This window comes from Gemmatimonadota bacterium (assembly GCA_040388625.1).
Lineage (GTDB): Bacteria > Gemmatimonadota > Gemmatimonadetes > Gemmatimonadales > Gemmatimonadaceae > Fen-1247.
In genome coordinates, this window is record JAZKBK010000003.1 from 287048 (window position 1) to 303771 (window position 16724).

At 62.2% G+C, this 16724-nt stretch carries 9 protein-coding genes; 5 read left to right on the forward strand and 4 right to left on the reverse strand.

Going from position 1 to position 16724, the window contains the following annotated elements:
• Nucleotides 1-56 precede the first annotated feature (56 nt).
• Both V4529_06915 and V4529_06920 read left to right on the forward strand, forming a co-directional pair.
• The gene (locus tag V4529_06915) at nt 57-2672 is read left to right on the forward strand and encodes a sugar phosphate nucleotidyltransferase (protein ID MES2358061.1); all 2616 of its coding nucleotides are present in this window, start codon (nt 57-59) and stop codon (nt 2670-2672) included.
• A gap of 32 nt (nt 2673-2704) precedes the next feature.
• The gene (locus V4529_06920) at nt 2705-4045 is read left to right on the forward strand and encodes a galactokinase family protein (protein ID MES2358062.1); all 1341 of its coding nucleotides are present in this window, start codon (nt 2705-2707) and stop codon (nt 4043-4045) included.
• Between the two features lie 40 nt (nt 4046-4085).
• Here V4529_06920 and V4529_06925 read toward each other — a convergent pair whose 3' ends face one another.
• Together V4529_06925 and V4529_06930 are read right to left on the reverse strand one after the other, a co-directional pair.
• Nucleotides 4086-7298, reverse strand: coding sequence for a UvrD-helicase domain-containing protein (locus V4529_06925; protein ID MES2358063.1), 3213 nt, complete (start codon nt 7296-7298; stop codon nt 4086-4088).
• Nucleotides 7295-10384, reverse strand: coding sequence for a PD-(D/E)XK nuclease family protein (locus tag V4529_06930; protein ID MES2358064.1), 3090 nt, complete (start codon nt 10382-10384; stop codon nt 7295-7297). Before V4529_06930 ends, V4529_06925 begins: the two co-directional genes overlap by 4 nt.
• Before the next feature lie 68 nt (nt 10385-10452).
• On the opposite strand from V4529_06930, the gene V4529_06935 reads away from it, so the two are divergent.
• Together V4529_06935 and V4529_06940 are read left to right on the forward strand one after the other, a co-directional pair.
• Entirely contained in the window at nt 10453-10947 is a 495-nt protein-coding gene (locus tag V4529_06935; GenBank protein MES2358065.1) for an SRPBCC family protein, read from the forward strand.
• 2 nt (nt 10948-10949) lie between these two features.
• A complete protein-coding gene (locus V4529_06940) occupies nt 10950-11393 on the forward strand; it encodes a pyrimidine dimer DNA glycosylase/endonuclease V (protein ID MES2358066.1) in 444 nt (147 codons plus the stop codon).
• Between the two features lie 51 nt (nt 11394-11444).
• On the opposite strand, the gene V4529_06945 is transcribed toward V4529_06940, so the two are convergent.
• Nucleotides 11445-13184 (reverse strand): D-aminoacylase, encoded by a 1740-nt coding sequence (locus V4529_06945; GenBank protein MES2358067.1) that lies wholly within the window; start codon nt 13182-13184, stop codon nt 11445-11447.
• A 135-nt stretch (nt 13185-13319) separates the two neighbouring features.
• Complete coding sequence (locus V4529_06950) at nt 13320-16133, reverse strand: M14 metallopeptidase family protein (protein ID MES2358068.1); 2814 nt, start codon at nt 16131-16133, stop codon at nt 13320-13322.
• 115 nt (nt 16134-16248) lie between these two features.
• On the opposite strand from V4529_06950, the gene V4529_06955 reads away from it, so the two are divergent.
• Nucleotides 16249-16656 carry a DUF3224 domain-containing protein gene (locus tag V4529_06955; GenBank protein MES2358069.1) on the forward strand — a complete coding sequence of 136 codons (408 nt, stop codon included), beginning with the start codon at nt 16249-16251 and terminating at the stop codon, nt 16654-16656.
• Nucleotides 16657-16724 lie beyond the last annotated feature (68 nt).

Consider the following 16724-nt stretch of genomic DNA (forward strand, 5'->3'; position numbering starts at 1 on the left):
CACGCGCCCGTGACGTTACCGCACCTACATCTACACAGCCAACAGGGTACAACCGAATGCAGCTGACGTCGCTTGATTGGGTGATCGTCGCGGTAAGCCTCTTTCTCTGCTATCTGCCGGCACTGTTCTACATCCGGCGCTCTCAGTCGAGCGTGGCGGAGTTCTTTACATCCGGTCAGTCGGCGCCATGGTGGCTGGTCGGCACATCGATGGTGGCGACAACATTCAGCACGGACACGCCGAATCTGGTCACGGACTTCGTGCGCTCCCACGGTGTCTCCTACAACTGGGTTTGGTGGGCCTTCCTGCTCACGGGAATGGCCACGGTCTTCTTTTACGCTCAGCTGTGGCGCCGGTCGGGCGTTCTCACCGATCTCGAGTTCTACGAGCTGCGCTACTCCGGTCGCCCCGCTGCGCTCGTGCGCGGATTCCGGGCTGTGTACCTCGGCTTTTTCTTCAACATCATGATCATGTCGACGGTAACGCTCGCCGCCGTCAAGATCGCGAACGTGATGCTCGGCTGGGGCCGTCTCGAAACGATCGTGATCGCCGGAACGGCGTGCGTTCTGTTCGCCTCGATATCGGGCCTGTGGGGTGTACTCGCGACTGACATGGTTCAGTTCGCGCTCGCGATGATCGGCGTGATCGCTGCCGCGTATGTCTCGCTGGATCAGCCGGCCGTCGGCGGCCTCGCCGGAATGCTCTCCAAGATCGACCCCAAGACGCTGTCGCTCCTTCCCGATTTCAACGACACTTCGCTCACTCTCACCGTTCTCGTCATCCCGCTCACAATTCAATGGTGGTCGGTCTGGTACCCGGGTTCGGAACCCGGCGGCGGTAGCTACGTCGCGCAGCGCATCCTCGCATCCAAGAACGAGCGTCACGCTCTCGGCGCGACACTCTGGTTCAACGTTGCGAACTACGCTTTGCGTCCGTGGCCGTGGATAATCGTCGCGCTCTGTTCCATGCTGGTTTTCCCGACGCTTGGCGACATTCACCGTGCATTGCCAAACGTCGATCCGAAGCTGATCGGCAACGATCTCGCCTATCCCGCGATGCTCACGTTGCTGCCGGTTGGAATGAAGGGACTGATCATCGCTGCGCTCTTCGCAGCGTACAGATCGACCATGGAAACGCATCTCAACTGGGGATCATCGTATCTGGTGATCGATTTCTACCAGCGCTTTCTCGCGCCTGGAAAGAGCGAGCGTCACTACCTATGGATCTCGCGTTCACTCACTGCTGTCCTGATGATAGCCGCGGGTGCGTTCACCCTGTTTCTATCGACCGCCAGTGACGCATTTCAGTTGCTGCTGTCCGTCGGCGCCGGAACGGGACTCATCTATCTGCTCCGCTGGTTCTGGTGGCGCATAAATGCGTGGAGCGAGATATCGGCGATGGCATCGTCGTTCATCGTTGCGATTGGATTCTTCGTGGCTGAGAAGATGGGTCACGCGGCACCCGAGCCGATGCCGCTTCTCGTCACTGTTGCGGTAACTACCGTGGTCTGGGTTTCCGTCACCATGTTCACGAGCCCTGCCGATCACGCGACGCTGCTTCGCTTCTACGAGCTCACGCGCCCCGCCGGCCCGGGATGGAAGGCGATTCGCGCGGAGTCTAAAATAGCCGCCTCACCTGACAGTCTGCCCCAGATGCTGCTCGGCTGGACTTCCGGTGTCATGTTCGTTTACGCAGGCCTGTTCGGAACCGGCAGCGTCATCTACGGGCGTACGTTCCAGGCATCGATATGGTTCGTGGCGTTCATCGTAAGCGGTGTTGTTCTCATGCAGGTCGTGCGACGCATCTGGTCGGCAGACGAGCCAGTGCGCAGCGACGACACATCTGCGATTGCGGCCAACCGGCCGTGCACCAAGGCTGTGATCCTGGCCCGCGGCCTTGGCAAGCGCATGCGCGAAGCCGACGCCAGCGCCACCCTCGATCCGGCCCAGGCGGCAGCCGCCGAGTCTGGCGTCAAGGGGATGATTCCCATCGGCCGGCCCTTCCTTGATTACGTGCTGAGCTCGCTCGCCGACGCCGGGTTCACCGACGTTTGCATTGTCGTCGCGCCGGATCATGCGGAGATGGAGAGCTACTACACCAGCCGCGCCGTCCCGAAACGACTGCGCATCTCGTTCGCCGTTCAGTCCGCGGCGATCGGCACCGCTGACGCTGTGCTGGCCGCTGAGGAGTTCACCGCGGGCGAGCCATTTGTCGTACTCAATTCGGATAACTACTACCCGTCTGCTCCGCTCACGCGTCTCCGCCTTGCTGACGGACCCGCAACGCTCGGGTTCTCCCGCGCGGGGCTGTTGCGCGGCAACATTCCCGCTGAGCGCGTCGCAGCATTTGCCTTGCTCGACGTCGCGCCGGATGGCACGCTACGCCGGATATCCGAGAAGCCCGACGCAGCATCGCTCGCTGCGCTGGGCGACGACGTCGACGTGAGCATGAATTGCTGGCGCCTCACGTCCCAGTTCTTCCGTGCATGCAGAGACGTGCAACCGTCTCCGCGCGGCGAGCTGGAGCTTCCGCTCGCGGTGCAGTATGCAATCGATATTCTCGGGATGCGCTTCAAGGTCATTCCTGTGAACGAAGCTGTGCTCGACCTCTCCAGACGAGCGGATATTCCGCGCGTCGCGGCGCTGCTTTCAGGGACTGAGGTATCACTCTGACCGATGTAGCGGCCCGTCTCAACGCGGCGGGAATGAGTATCGCGGAATCAGAGGTCAAGGCCCGACGCATCGCGCAGCTCGCGCGTGACCTCGCACGGCTCCGCGGTGACGTGCCAGCCGCTGCCGACAATCCGGTGTCCTTCTGGGTGCCGGGACGAATCGAGGTTCTGGGCAAGCACACCGATTACGGCGGCGGCCGCAGTTTGTTGTGTGCCGTGGAACGCGGAATCTGTATCGTAGCCAGCGCACGGCCGGGACATGCAGCGTCAACGAGCACTGCGAGTACTGTGCGCATACTCGATGCACGTTCTGGCGACGTCGCGGAGTTGGAACTTTCGCCCGATGTCGAGTCGACGCCGCGGCACTGGTCCAACTACGCGATCACCGTTGCGCGCCGTATCGCGATGAACTTTCCCGGCGAGATGCGTGGCGCGGACATCGCATTCACGAGCGATCTTCCGCCCGCTGCCGGCGTGAGCAGCTCGAGCGCTCTCGTTGTCGCGTTCTTCCTGGCTCTCTCCGCAATCAATGATCTGCCTGCGCGGCAGGAGTATCGCGACAGCATTCAGACGCCCGAAGACCTGGCCGGCTACCTTGGGTGCGTCGAGAATGGACTCGATTTCAAGTCACTGCACGGTCGTGCAGGGGTCGGAACGTTCGGTGGAAGCGAGGACCAGACGGCGATTCTCTGCGCACGACCGAACGCTCTGGTACAGTACTCGTTCTGTCCGGTGAGATTCGAGCGAGCGATCGCTGTTCCGAACGATCTTACATTCGTGATCGCGGCGAGCGGCGTTCTCGCAGAGAAAACCGGTTCCGCGCTGGAGCTTTACAATCGCGTATCACGCCGCCTGAGCGTAGGACTCGAATCGTGGAACCGAGCCACTGGCCGGACTGACGTGTCGATGGGCGCGGCCATCGCGTCGTCGCCGGATGCCAGGATGCAGATCCGGGAAGTACTTCGCGCCACTGTCGACGCGGCTTATCCGCCGGAGTCGCTATTACGAAGATTCGACCAGTTCGATACCGAAGCGAACGAGATCATTCCCGCAGCGGCGGACTCGCTCGCTCGTGGAGACGTCGCCGCGTTTGGCAGTCAGGTGGCTGAATCTCAGCGCGGTGCGGAGCGCGCGCTGGAGAATCAGATTCCGGAGACGGTCGCGCTGGTGCGTCGTGCTCGCACGATAGGCGCCGTCGCCGCGTCGGCGTTTGGGGCAGGTTTCGGCGGCAGTGTGTGGGCACTGGTCGATTCATCGTCCGCCGAGGATTTTCGGCGCGAATGGATGCAGCGCTATCACATGGCGTTCCCGGAACGCGCAGACCGATCGGATTTCTTCAGCACACGCGCCGGCCCCGCAGCTACGGCGCTATAACCTCGGCGCTTGTTGCGTTCGCCGCACCGACGACGCTCTGTTACTCCGCCCCGTTCGAGCGGATGCGATGAATTTCGCCAGTCGCGCCATGCTGCGATAGCGCTGTAAGTATCGCTTCGTACGCACCAACCTGCTTGTCATACCTGGACTTGCGCGCTGCCCATTCATCGCCGCTCGCTGAATCGGTCTTCCAGTCCACGACCAGCCACTCACCATCCGTCAATGCGGCGGCATCGATGACGCCTTCGGTCAGCAGCGCACGACCATCATGGTCGCTGACGTGCATGAGCGGGAGTTCGAACCGTGCATTCTCGCCGCGCATCAATTGCTTCCAGACGTCCGACTGTTGCAATTCCCCAACAAGCGTGCACAGCTCGGCGGCGCACTCATCGTTCAGCTCTTCGTCCGCGACTACTGCGGCGGCGAATGCACTCAGCACCGCACCAGTTCTCCCGCGCCCCGCCGCCTCGATGCAACGGTGAACCGCGCGGCCCCACGCCACTCCGCGTCCGGAGGCGCGCAGCAGATCGTACGCACGCGCCGTCTCGCGTTCATCGCGAGCTGATTCCGTAACCGTACGACGTGTGAGTGACGGCGTGGCTGCCGTCATTACGCGCCCGTTCGCAGCAGCGACCGCATCCAGCAGCTCGGACAGCGGCTGTTCCGACGTGCGCCGCCCTGGCGCCGGTGTTACCTGCATCTCCACCTGTCCACCGACGTCACTAAGCACCGTTGCGAATGGCGCCCAAGCCGACGTATCCTGCCTGTCGCCGGTAGAGCCTTTCGTTGGCGGGTACTTGCAGCACGCAATCACCAGCTCCCTGGCCGCGCGCGTGGCGGCAACGTAGCGAAGCCGCTCCTTCTCTGCCTCGGCGAAACCACACTCCTCAGCCGCCATCGCTGCCCAACCCGTGGGCCGCGCAATGATCTTCCTCTCGTTGTCCAGAACGATCCCGCTGGTAACGGGACCGGACGTACCACGTGTGACGTGCACCTTCGGCGGATGCTCCCCGTCCGGAGTCGGAGCTGCAAGTATCACCACTTTTGCTTCCAGACCTTTCGCCTTGTGCAGGTTCATCACGCGAACCGCATCGGATCCGCCCCCTATCAGCGTCGCGTCGTCGGAATCCTGGCTCAGCAGCAGCTCAATGCGATCGATGGCGTCCACAGTTCCCGACGCACCGGTCAAAGATGCTTCGCGAAGTGTTTCGACGACACGCATCAGCGCACCGGCGCGAACATCACCCAGCGTCTGGCTCGCGGCGAAGTACAGAAGACCCGTGTCGTCCAGTAGCCTTTCGAGCAGCACGTCCGCCGATTGCTGCTGGGATACCATCCACCACTCGTGCAACTGGCGCAGCGCTCGCATCACGATACCTTCGCCTGTGCCCGGGGAGCTCGTTACCCGGAAGCGAATTCCATCGGCGTGGGCGTCGTAGAGATCCGCCGGTCCGCAGCCGAAGAACAATCCCTCCAGCGCGGCGACCACGGCAATGGCATTGTCGGGATCGGCGATCGCGTGCAACACCAGCAGCAGCTCGGATAACTCCAGCTCGCGCGGGATCTTCGCTCCGGCAGTCGTGACCGGGATATTGCGTTCGGCGAGCGCACGCGCATAGCTGGCGACAGGATCGCGTTTCGCGGTCAGTATGAGAAAGTCTCCGGGCTCACACTCACCACTCGCCACCCGCTGCGCGATCCACGATGCCACCAGAGCACAGTCCGCGTCGACGATCGAGCCGATGTTGCGCTTCTCCGGCGTGACGGTGTACGCCTTCACCCCGTCCGTCGCGCTGGCGCCATGCGTCGCGTGCATCGGCGTGAACGCGGCCTGCACGTCCGATGCGGTCGCGCCGAACACCTCCTGAAAGTAGCGATCGACGAACTCGGCGATCGGTGTCACCGAACGGAAATTGCGCGTCAGCGCGAGCACGACCCCGTGCACCGCCATGCGCTCCTTCGCGAATTCGTACACCTGGATATCCGCGCGGCGGAACCGATAGATGCTCTGCTTGGGGTCGCCGACAAGAAATATCGCACCTGCACGCGGCTTCACGTTGTGCCAGTCGTTCCCCTCCGACGACTCCGATGCGAGGAGAAAGCACACTTCGGCCTGCACACGATCAGTATCCTGAAATTCATCAACGAGCAACCGCCTGTAGCGCATGCCAAGCGCATCACGTACGCGAGGATGCTCGCGCAGCAGCGTTGCCGAGAGCATCAGCAGGTCCTCGAAGCCAAGCTGGCCCGTCTCGTGCCGCTCACGCGCGAAGTCCTCCGACGCACGCTTGAGGAAGCGCATCACAAGTGGATAGCGGAACTCGTACCAGCAACCGAGAACTTCCGCTATCTCACCTTCGAGCAGCGCGACGAACTCGGCCCCCAGATCCCTCGCCGCGTTTTTCACCGCCTTGTCGCTGCCCCAGCGGTTCTGCGTGACGGCGCAGGAAGTCGCTGTGATCTGCTCCAGTGTTGCGCAAAATGTTGCGGCGTCGCTCCAGTCATCGCTTCGACGGGCGTATTCGAGGCGATTGACCAGCTTCATCAGCTCGTCGCGCCCGCCTTCCGGCTCCATCTTCGGCATCATCTCACGCGCGCGCGCGAGCAGCGCCTCGAGCTTGCCTCGGCATGCCGTCGTCTCGGGCAATACCGTTTCCACGAGTGGAAAGTCCACGTCCATGTACTGCAGCACGCGCGCGAAACTCCTGTACAGCGCCTGTGGATCGACGCCCACGCTGGCAAGACCGACCAGCATCGCGTCGCCCCTGGCCTTGCAGCGCTCCAGCCACCGGTTCCAGAACCTTCTGCACAGCTCCTCCCAACCGTTCTCGCTCACCTCGGCAAAGTTGGGATCGAGAGAAATCTCGAGCGGATGCTCCCGGAGAATTCGCGCGCAGAACGAATGGATCGTGCCCAGAAATGCACGATCGATATCACGCAGCGCGCGCTCGCAACGCAGCCGCGCTTCACTGTCGGCTTCCGATTCCGCGAGCCGCTTCTCCAGCTCGTTCTGAAATCGCTCCCTCAGCTCGTTGGCTGCCTTCCTCGTGAATGTCACCGCCGCGATTCTCTCGACGGGTTCGCCCTGCATGATCAGCGAGCACATCCGGCCTACCAGCGACGTCGTCTTCCCTGAGCCGGCACCAGCCTCCACGAGCATGTTGCAGTCGAGATCGGAGCGAATCCGATCGCGCGCGGCTGCATCGCTCTCCCACGCCGCATTGTCACTTCCAGCATCCGCTGGGGTGCTCATTCCGTATCCTCGATACCACGCCGTTCCCGCATTCCGCGGAACGCGTCAAGCCCCGAATTGGCTTTCGCCCATTCTGCACGTGGTGACTTCTTTACCATACCGTGGTCGTCCTCGTGCGTTCTGCAGATCGTTCGCGCGTCGCAGTATCTGCAATCGTGCATGTCCGTAGTCGGAACGAACTCTCCGTCGCGAACATGCTCCAGCAACTGCGTCACGACCGGCCGCGCGTCGGCGAGCTCCGCGGCGTCATATGCTATGATCTCGTTGTGCCCTCTCGCGGTGGGAAACCGGTACTCGAACCGTGACACGTCGCCGCCGAGCAGAGCCTCCAATGCACCCGCGTAGATCGCCGGCTGCAACTGCCTGCCGCCGTTGAACGGACCCATCTTCGACACACTCCTGAAGCGATCCGGCTTTCCGGCCTTGTAATCGATCACGCGGAACGAGCCTTCCGTCAGCGCGTCGATTCGATCGACGCGGCCGCGCATGGGAAGTGAGCTTCCGTCGGTGAGCGTGTAGTGCACACTCTGCCCGTTGTCTCCGAATGCAAATTCCAGATGCCGCCACGTGGCGCTATCTCCATCCGCACGCGCGTCGTTCTCCATCCGATGGAACGAAGCCGCGGCGCGCCTCAGCTCATCGATCTCCTGCGCCAGAACCAGCTCGCCGGGCGGCGGTACGTCGATTTGCCATTGTGCGATGATCTCATCAACGATCGCGTCCAGCTCTCTGGATGCCGCAGGCGTTGCGATGGCCTCCATGCGATCGGCGAAGCGGACGCCGAATTGCTCGAAGATCTGGTGCAGCAGCGCACCTCGCTGCCTCGAATCGAGCCACGCTTCCGGATCGTACTCCGGATCTTCCGGAGCACGCAGCCACAGTCCGTAACGATAGAACCACGCCAGCGGACACTTTGCGAGCAGCTCGAGCGACGAAGGCGAGATCGGCCTGTCGAGACGATCTCGCGGATCCAGTTCTCCCGCGGCACGCCTCACCAATCCGTTGAACTGCGTCAGCTCCGCGCGTCTCATCTCGACCGCCGCGCGCATTCCGCTGTCGAGACCCTTGAAGTACGCTCGCACCAGCGACTCGCCATCCAGCAGCATCGTTCCGTCACTCAGAGCTCCGAACCATACATCTCTCGCATCGAGCGACTCGGAGCCGCCGCTTGTATCTGAACGTATCGCGCAGGCTGGCGCTCCCAGTCGCGCCCGCAACTCTGCGTACGACAGATTGCTTTCACAGTCGAGCGCACGCCTGAGTTGCAGCAGCTGGGGTGCAGGCCTCGCCTCGCCGGCATCGGCTGATCGCGCGGCGGCGTACGACAGCGTGATGCGTCCACGTGCAGACGCCAGTGCGCTCGCGATCTGCTCGGCACGATCCTGGCGCCGCTGAGCGCTCGTCGACAGCGCGTCGTGCTGGAGCGCCGCGCGTACCGAGTCGGCGATCAACGGATCCTGGCGCGACGGACCGGCGGTCGCATCGGCATCCAATCCTACCAGAAATGTCCGAGCGCGACCCGTCGTTCCAGCGTGTGCCACGTCGGTCAGGTGCACCATGCCACCGCTTGCGGTCCACGGCTTCGCTTCGCTCGTCACGAGCGGCCACGCGCGCATGTCGCTCAACGCGTCGCGCAGTGTCGCTAGTGCAGCGCCGAACGTCGTCTCCGCGTCATCGACCTCGACGAGATCGCGCAAGCGATTGCAGACACGCTCACGCGTCTGAGACTCGGCTGGCCCGTGTACGTACGCGAGAGAGATCCATCCGAGAGTGGCCGTCGCGAGCTTCGATACCGATGACCTGATTACCGTGTCATCGCCGCGCTCCGGAACGGGAGGTGTCGATGCGAGCAGTTCCTGCAGCACGGTTCGCAGTGCATCGGCACACGTGGCTTCGAATGCCGCGCGCACGCGGAATTCATCCTCCGACTCGTCGTCGTAACGGCGGAGATGCGACTCCGCATCGGGCTCGTTCAGGTGATCCACGGCGTCCGTGTAGCGCCCGCGTCCCCATCCGATGTGGAGTTTGCGAAGCTTGCGCGCAAGCAGCACCGGCTGCACCTCGACGTTCGCTCCGATCTCACCGGCTTCCAGCGCCTCGCGCAGCACGTCCGCTGGCAGACCGTCGCCAAGCCACGTGAAACAACGTTCCAGTATGCGCCCGAAACGAGTACGCGCCAGCGGGATACCGCGCGTCATCGTTCCGCCAACGCCGGTCTGCTGGCACAGCACATCCAGCGACACTCCGTACGTATCAACATTTGTTGATACGATCTCGACGTCGTCCCAGCGCAGCCCTTCCGCGACCACCCTGCGGAACACCTCGCGTAATTCATCGGCTGGCGACGTGGCCACGAACATGTCTGCATGTGTGGCATTCACGCCTTCCCTATCGCAATCCAGGCGCTGCGCTCCGAACGACACCAGGCGCTCGAGAAACGCGCCTGGCAGCCCGCGCTCCACGATCGACGGCGCGAGCAGCAGCCGTCCGCCCAGGCAGTACGGCGCCTGGTCGTCGAAATTCGCGAGCGCTGCTTCGAATACGCCGGCAGGATCGGCGGTGCGATGTTTCTGAAGCAGCGCCTCGTACTCCGCGAGAACCGCCGCGACCCCTCGGGCGGGTGATCCCGTCGCCGTCACAGCGTGCAACGCATCCGGTGTGATGCCGCCGACGCGCAATTCCAGCACCGAGTCCAGCAGCGCCTGCCGGAATCCGACGCTCCGGCCGAGCCGCGCGAATTCCCGGCTGACCAGATCACGCTCGATCACACCATCCAGCGCCCGATTCACGAGGACACGAATGCTGATGTCGCTGCCGATGCGGATCCCAGCCGCGTGAAGAGGCACGAACGCAACCTCGTCGGCGAGCCGTCGCAGGCTCGTCGCCGTCCATCCGATCCAGCCACCGGTCCGTTGTGCGAGTGCGGCGAGCAGCTCCCGCCCGTAATACACGTCCGGCCCGATCAGCCGCTTGGGTTCGTACGGATATGCTTCGGTCTCCAGTCGCAGCGATCGCAGCAACGTCGATTCCTGCAACTCTCCTCGTCGTGGCTTCATCGCGTTCGTGCTTACCGGAGATTCGTCCATGCCGCCAATGTACTGCGAAACTGTCGCTCCGGTTACGTCTCGACCGGTCTGATGAATCCGCCAACCCCGTGCTAGCTTCCGTTATGGCGCACGGACAGCACGTTCTATCGACCCGGACATTCGTCTCCAGACCGCGCAGCGAGGTATTCGCGTTCTTCTCCAACGCCGAAAACCTCGAACAGATCACCCCACCGCAACTCCGGTTCGCGATGATCACTCCCACGCCGATACGGATGCGCGCCGGCGCGATCATCGAGTATCACCTGCGGCTGTTCGCAGTTCCCATCTACTGGAAAACGCGAATCGTGGAGTGGACCCCTGACAGCAGTTTCATCGATGAACAGCTCGCGGGCCCGTACGCCGAGTGGATCCACACCCACTCGTTTCGTGAGGTGGACGGAGGCACGGAGATGACGGACGTTGTCCGCTATCGCCTACCGCTCTACCCGTTCGGTGAACTCGCGCACCCGCTCGTCGCGATGCAACTGAATCAAATCTTCGCGTTCCGCGCACATGCCATCGCGAAACTCCTCGGCGCACCCGGCGTACCGGCCATCCGCTAGTCATGCGAATCTGGTCTCTTCATCCGAAATATCTCGATCAGAAGGGACTTGTTGCGCTGTGGCGCGAGGGACTGCTTGCGCAGGCTGTGATCAATGGAAGAACGCGAGGCTACACCAGGCATCCCCAGCTGAGCCGTTTCCTCGAATCGGAGAATCCGGGCGCGCAGATCGCTGCATATCTGCGCGCCGTGCACGCCGAAGCCACACACAGGAACTACAACTTCGACTCATGCAAGCTCGGCGCGCCCGAGGGAGCCAAACAGTTGCTGGTGACGCGCGGTCAGCTGGACTACGAGTGGTTGCACCTGTGCCGCAAGCTCGCGACACGCGCTCCCGCCTGGCGCCAGGAGCTCGGCAACGTGCAGAACCCGCGCCCGCATCCCATGTTCGATGTGATCGACGGAGGGATAGCCGCGTGGGAAGTCGTGACGACCACGACGCGCTGAATCCGGCCGCGCGTGAATGCGCGCCCCACCGGCGCTACTCACACTCGATTCTCATTGCTTCCATCCCGCCCCTCTCACCGCCCTTCCCGGCTTCGCGTTCGTCACTGCGCCATTGCTCACGACGGCGGTCCCGTTCACGAATACATCCTGTATCCCCGCAGACAACTGGTGCGGCCTGTCGTACGTCGCACGGTCGATTACCGTCTTCGGATCGAGCACCACGACATCCGCGAAGAAGCCAGCGCGAAGCTGTCCGCGCTCGCGCAGTCCAAGCCTGTCAGCCGGCAACGACGTCATCTTCCGAACCGCATCCTCCAGCGTGAGCAGCTTCTGCTCGCGAACGTATCGCCCGAGTATGCGCGGAAAGCTTCCGTACGCACGCGGATGCGTGAGCCCCTTGAGCGAGTCCGCAGGATTCCATGCTTCGGCATCGGTACCGAACATCATCCACGGCTTCTGCATCTCCATCGCAACGTTGGATTCGTTCATCGAGAAGGTCACGCGACCTGGCGTATCTCCCGCGAGCGTTATCTCGACCACTGCGTGCTGCCAGGTCGTGCCCATCGACTTCGCGATCTCCGACAGTCGCTTGCCCTCGTACTTCTTGAATTGCGGCTTCGTGAAGCCGACCACCATTATCTGAGCCGGCGCGATCCCTTGGCAATCGGCGGTGACGCCGAGCGACGCGTCGGCCATCTCGCGCTCGATGCGCGCACTCTTCGTCGAATCACGCAGATTCTCCAGCAGCTTTCCATTTGCTGATACATACGGCGGAATGCAGGAAGCCAATCCGTTGGACGATGCAGGATACGGATACATCGTCGCTGTCACGTCCTGTCCCGCCGCGCGCGCCGAATCGATCTTCGCGAGCAGCGCCGGCTCCTTGAACCAGTTCCGGGGCCCTGCCGCCTTCAGATGATAGAGAATCACTGGTACTCCACCCTCACGCCCGATCCGCATCGCTTCATCGGTCGCTTCAAGAAGCGAGTCATCCTCCGAGCGCATGTGCGTGATGTAGGTCCCATGAAACGGCGACATTGCGCGCGCGATCTCTATCAGCTCAGGCGTGCCCGCGTATGAGCCCGGCGGATAGATCAGCGCGCTCGCAACCCCGAACGCGCCGTCGCGCATCGCGTCGCGAACGACTCTGCGCATCGTATCGAGTTGAGCCGCGGACGGCGCTCCAGGCGCCGCTCCCATCGCGTACGTGCGCACGGTCGCCGCACCGAGATAAGAACCTACGTTCACCGCAACGCCGTGATGCTCCATCGCATCCAGCCACGCGCTGAACCCGTGCTCGCCGGTGAATCCGTGCATCGCGCGTATCATCGCGGTATCCGATGGCGACGCCGCTGCGGAATCCAACGCCAGTATCTTTTCGTTCGCCGGCGCCGGCGTGCTGCCTTCCCCGAGTATTTCGGATGTGACGCCCTGCGTGATCTTGCTGATCGCACGTCCGTCCCCGTTCACGAATGCGTCGGCAGACTGGCCCTGCATGTCGATGAAGCCGGGCGTGACCACGAGACCCTTCGCGTCGATGCGACGCGTCGCCTTCGCGGAGTCGAGCGCGTGTGGCGGCGCCACGGCGGCGATCCGGTCACCGCGAATTGCTACATCGGCGTAATACCACGGATTACCGGTCCCATCCACTACTCGGCCGTTTGCTATTATGACGTCGAACGGGCCCGAGAGATCGGTCGGTGTAGAAGTGCTGCCCGTACCAGCCCGGGTACAACCGCCAAGGAGAAGGATCGTCGCCAGCCACCCGGCGCCACACCGAATTTTGTGCATTTCACACCCCGAAGAATGACGCGCAAAACATAGACGTCGCTTCGTGCACTCTGCAAGATGCAAACGGCGGCGAGATCGATGTTTCGGTCTCGCCGCCGGATGTCGCCCTAAAAACCCAGTTTCAGTTTGTGAGACCTACTTCGCCCCGCCTCCGTAGATCCCGTTGAAGAGAAAGCGGAACGTCCCGTGCGGCTGCGCACGGAAGGTGATCTCCGGACCGAACATGAAGAGCTGTCCCTGTCCAACCTTCGCTTCCGCAATCGCGACTGCTCCATCGAGATAATTCTGGCCCCATGCCCAACCGCTGCGAAGCGGGTGATCCGAATCGAACCACGCCACCGGATGAACGCCCTTGAGAGCGGCATCGGGGGCCAGACGGAACGCGGGACTGTTGTCGAAAAAGACATCCATGCGCGATGGAGCACCCGCGGCAATGCCAAGGTTGTTGTTCACCGCCACGCTCAGAACCGAGCCCGGCACGTAGAACTTGTCGCCCGGCAGCGGACGCGTCTTCCCGTTCGGCGATTGCTCGACGAGCGCGTTGCCCACCGGGAGGCCAATCATCGACGCCAGAGACGTCGATCCGCCGATCGTGAGCACGTTACCGCCCTGCTCCATGAACTTCTTGAGCATCGGCGCGCTCTTCTCGGCAGAGAGTCGCCCAGTCATGTGTTGATACTCCTGCGGAACGTCGCTTTCGCGCGACGCGCCACCGAATCCGCGGGCAGCTGCATCACTGAGTGCGCCGGATGGAAGAATGACCGCGTCGAACTTCCCATCGAGCTTGCCACCGTCGATGTCCTGCGGATACACCAGCGTGTACGGGAACTCGAACTGCTCCAGCATCCAGCGAATCTGACCCGACGGCATCGATCCACCGTACGTATCCCACAGCGCAAGCCGCTCCTGCTTGAGCTTGGTGTCGTTTGGCGTCGCGCGCGTGCTCGTTCCCTGGAAGCTCACTCCGAGTTCCTTCGCGGCTTTCGTGATCACAGGCATCGCCGCCGATCCCGCAGAGACGTAGAACGTTCCGGCCGGATACGTCTTCCCGTGAGCACTCACTGGCTCCTTGAGCCAGTACACGTCAGCGTGATTCCTGAGCAGACGATTCACTACGGTGAATGCGTCATTCTCTGCGTGCGAGAACAGGAATCCCGCTGCTCCACCTGCATCCGCCACAGTGCCAGTCGGTGGACTTGCAAGTCCGTTCACCGTCTCGAACGGTCCATTGAACGCATCCAGGATACGATCGAAGTGCACGCCCATCATGTACGCGAGCGTGTAGCCGGTGTTGTCGTATGGCCGCGTCGGCGGACCGCCAGGATACGGAAAGTCGTTCGGATAATCCTGCGGCTCGAACATGTCCATCACGTACGGACGGAATGCCTGCGCCGTCTTCACGACGAACGATCCAGCGGGATACTGCTTGCCATTCACGGTGAACGCCGCCGTCGCCCGCTGAACCGTAATGCCATTGTGCCGCAGCGTGTTGACGAACTTCACAGCCGTGAGAAAGTCGGGCTGATCAGTACTGATTATGTAGCCGCGTGGATCACGCTTTGCCGGATCGTGCAGCACACTGGCGTAATACTTGTCATCCACGCCGCGCGAACGCCCGGCCGCCGCCCGCGCGCCGTGTGCTCCGCTCTGATCTGCCGCAACGGCGGAATCCACTGCGGCGATCCGGTCACCAGAAATGGTCCAGGTGTCGCGATTCCCCTTGTCGATCGAGTTGCGTCCCATCGCGTACAGGTCGTACAGAAACTCATCCTTCTGCCGCGACGCGAGGTCCAGCACCGCATAGTTCGCAGTGACTTCGTAGTCGATCGACTGCTTGAAGTGCCATTCCTGTGGCGCAATCGGATACGGCACGTCGCCACGCGGAAGTTGCATCTCCGGTACGAACGGAATCTTCTCCGGCGTCGGATTGCCGATCGCTTCGGTGAGCAAACCGATCATGTTGTGGAAGTACGGCGTCGTACGCAGCCCGCCGTTCCACCACGTCGAATAGTTCGCCGCGGAGCGCGTTACGACTCCTGGCTTGTGCTCTCGATTGAACCTGTCGTGCATCGCCGCGCCGATGAGGTCCAGGTCGGTCGCGATCATCGGATCGTAGTTGTAGTTGAACGGATCTCTGAACGGTGGCGAGAACATCACGGCGCCAGCAGGGCCGGTCTGGTGATGGTTGTAAACGATCTGCGGAAACCACTCCCAGTACAGCACGTGATTGATGTTCTTCGTCTCGGCCTGATTCGACATGTAGAAGTCACGATTGTTGTCGTGTCCCGTGTACTTCTGCCATAGACGCGGTACATCCTCGTTGCGCTTCAGCGTGTCGGCATCCTTCATGTACCAGTTCGACACCAGCTGCATGCCGTCGGGATTGGCGTGCACCGCGAGAATTATGCAGTCGTTGAGGATGCGCTTCGTCTCCGGATCGTTGCGACTCAACAGGTCGTACACCGTCTGCATCAGCTGGTGCGCACCGAGCACCTCGCTCGCGTGCAATCCGCCGTCGATCCAGACTACAGCCTTCCCTTCCTCCGCCAGCGCGCGTGCCTGCGCGTCCGTCAGCCCCTCTGCGTGCGCGAGCCGCGCGGAGATTTCCTTGTAGCGATCCAGATGCTTCATGTTCTCCGGCGACGATATGATCGCCATGAGCTGAGTGCGTCCCTCTTCCGTCTTCCCGATATCAACCAGCTTCATCCGATCGGATTCGCCAGCCAGCTTGTGCCAGTACGCCGAGAACTGATCGTAATTCGCGAGCCAGTAATCGTCACCGATGTTATGGCCAAACTGCTGTTTTGGCGTCGTGATCGATGCATTTATCGACGTGTCCGCGGATTGTTGCGCTCGCGCGAGCGACGGAATCACGACTGTACCGGCCGGCGCCAGTACGATTGCGGCGCCCAGCAATGCTCGGCGCAGGGACTGCCTGGATATCTTCATCATCAGGTAGGCGGGATGGGAAGGTGACGAGAGCGCGCGAGGCGCCCTGCCGAAAATACGCGGTGGAGGGGCCGAGTGATGAAATTCAGTATCCGCGAATTCAACAGGAGCTGTCATGCGAGCCGATCGAGCAACCGGGAAGTTCGACGTAAAACTTGCCCCACTCACGAGTTACAACGCCGATGACACGTCCATGGGGCGAATGTCCATCGACAAGCAATTTCACGGAGATCTCGAGGCGACCAGCAAGGGAGAGATGCTCAGTTCCATGGACCGTGTTGTTGGCTCCGGCGCATACGTTGCCATCGAACGCGTGACGGGCACTCTCGCGGGCCGCCAGGGCGCCTTTGCGCTCTACCACATCGGCACGATGGACCGCGGTAAACCGCAACTATCGATCAGGGTAGTACCCGACTCAGGCGCCGGTCAGCTGACCGGCCTCACCGGCACAATGACGATCGACATCGATGCCGGGAATCACTCCTACGGCTTCGACTATTCGCTTCCCGAACTGGACGAATAATTGCCGGGAGCGTTCCATGTCGCATCAGGGAATTCCGCGCGACGTTTGGTCTCAGGTTCCGAAATCGG

Bases quoted from the DNA above. Each gene is read 5' to 3' on its own strand.
- V4529_06915 (MES2358061.1), top strand. From the start codon at position 57: ATGCAGCTGACGTCGCTTGATTGGGTGATCGTCGCGGTAAGCCTCTTT.
- V4529_06920 (MES2358062.1), top strand. From the start codon at position 2,705: ATGAGTATCGCGGAATCAGAGGTCAAGGCCCGACGCATCGCGCAGCTC.
- V4529_06925 (MES2358063.1), bottom strand. From the start codon at position 7,298: ATGAGCACCCCAGCGGATGCTGGAAGTGACAATGCGGCGTGGGAGAGC.
- V4529_06930 (MES2358064.1), bottom strand. From the start codon at position 10,384: ATGGACGAATCTCCGGTAAGCACGAACGCGATGAAGCCACGACGAGGA.
- V4529_06940 (MES2358066.1), top strand. From the start codon at position 10,950: ATGCGAATCTGGTCTCTTCATCCGAAATATCTCGATCAGAAGGGACTT.
- V4529_06945 (MES2358067.1), bottom strand. From the start codon at position 13,184: ATGCACAAAATTCGGTGTGGCGCCGGGTGGCTGGCGACGATCCTTCTC.
- V4529_06950 (MES2358068.1), bottom strand. From the start codon at position 16,133: ATGAAGATATCCAGGCAGTCCCTGCGCCGAGCATTGCTGGGCGCCGCA.
- V4529_06955 (MES2358069.1), top strand. From the start codon at position 16,249: ATGCGAGCCGATCGAGCAACCGGGAAGTTCGACGTAAAACTTGCCCCA.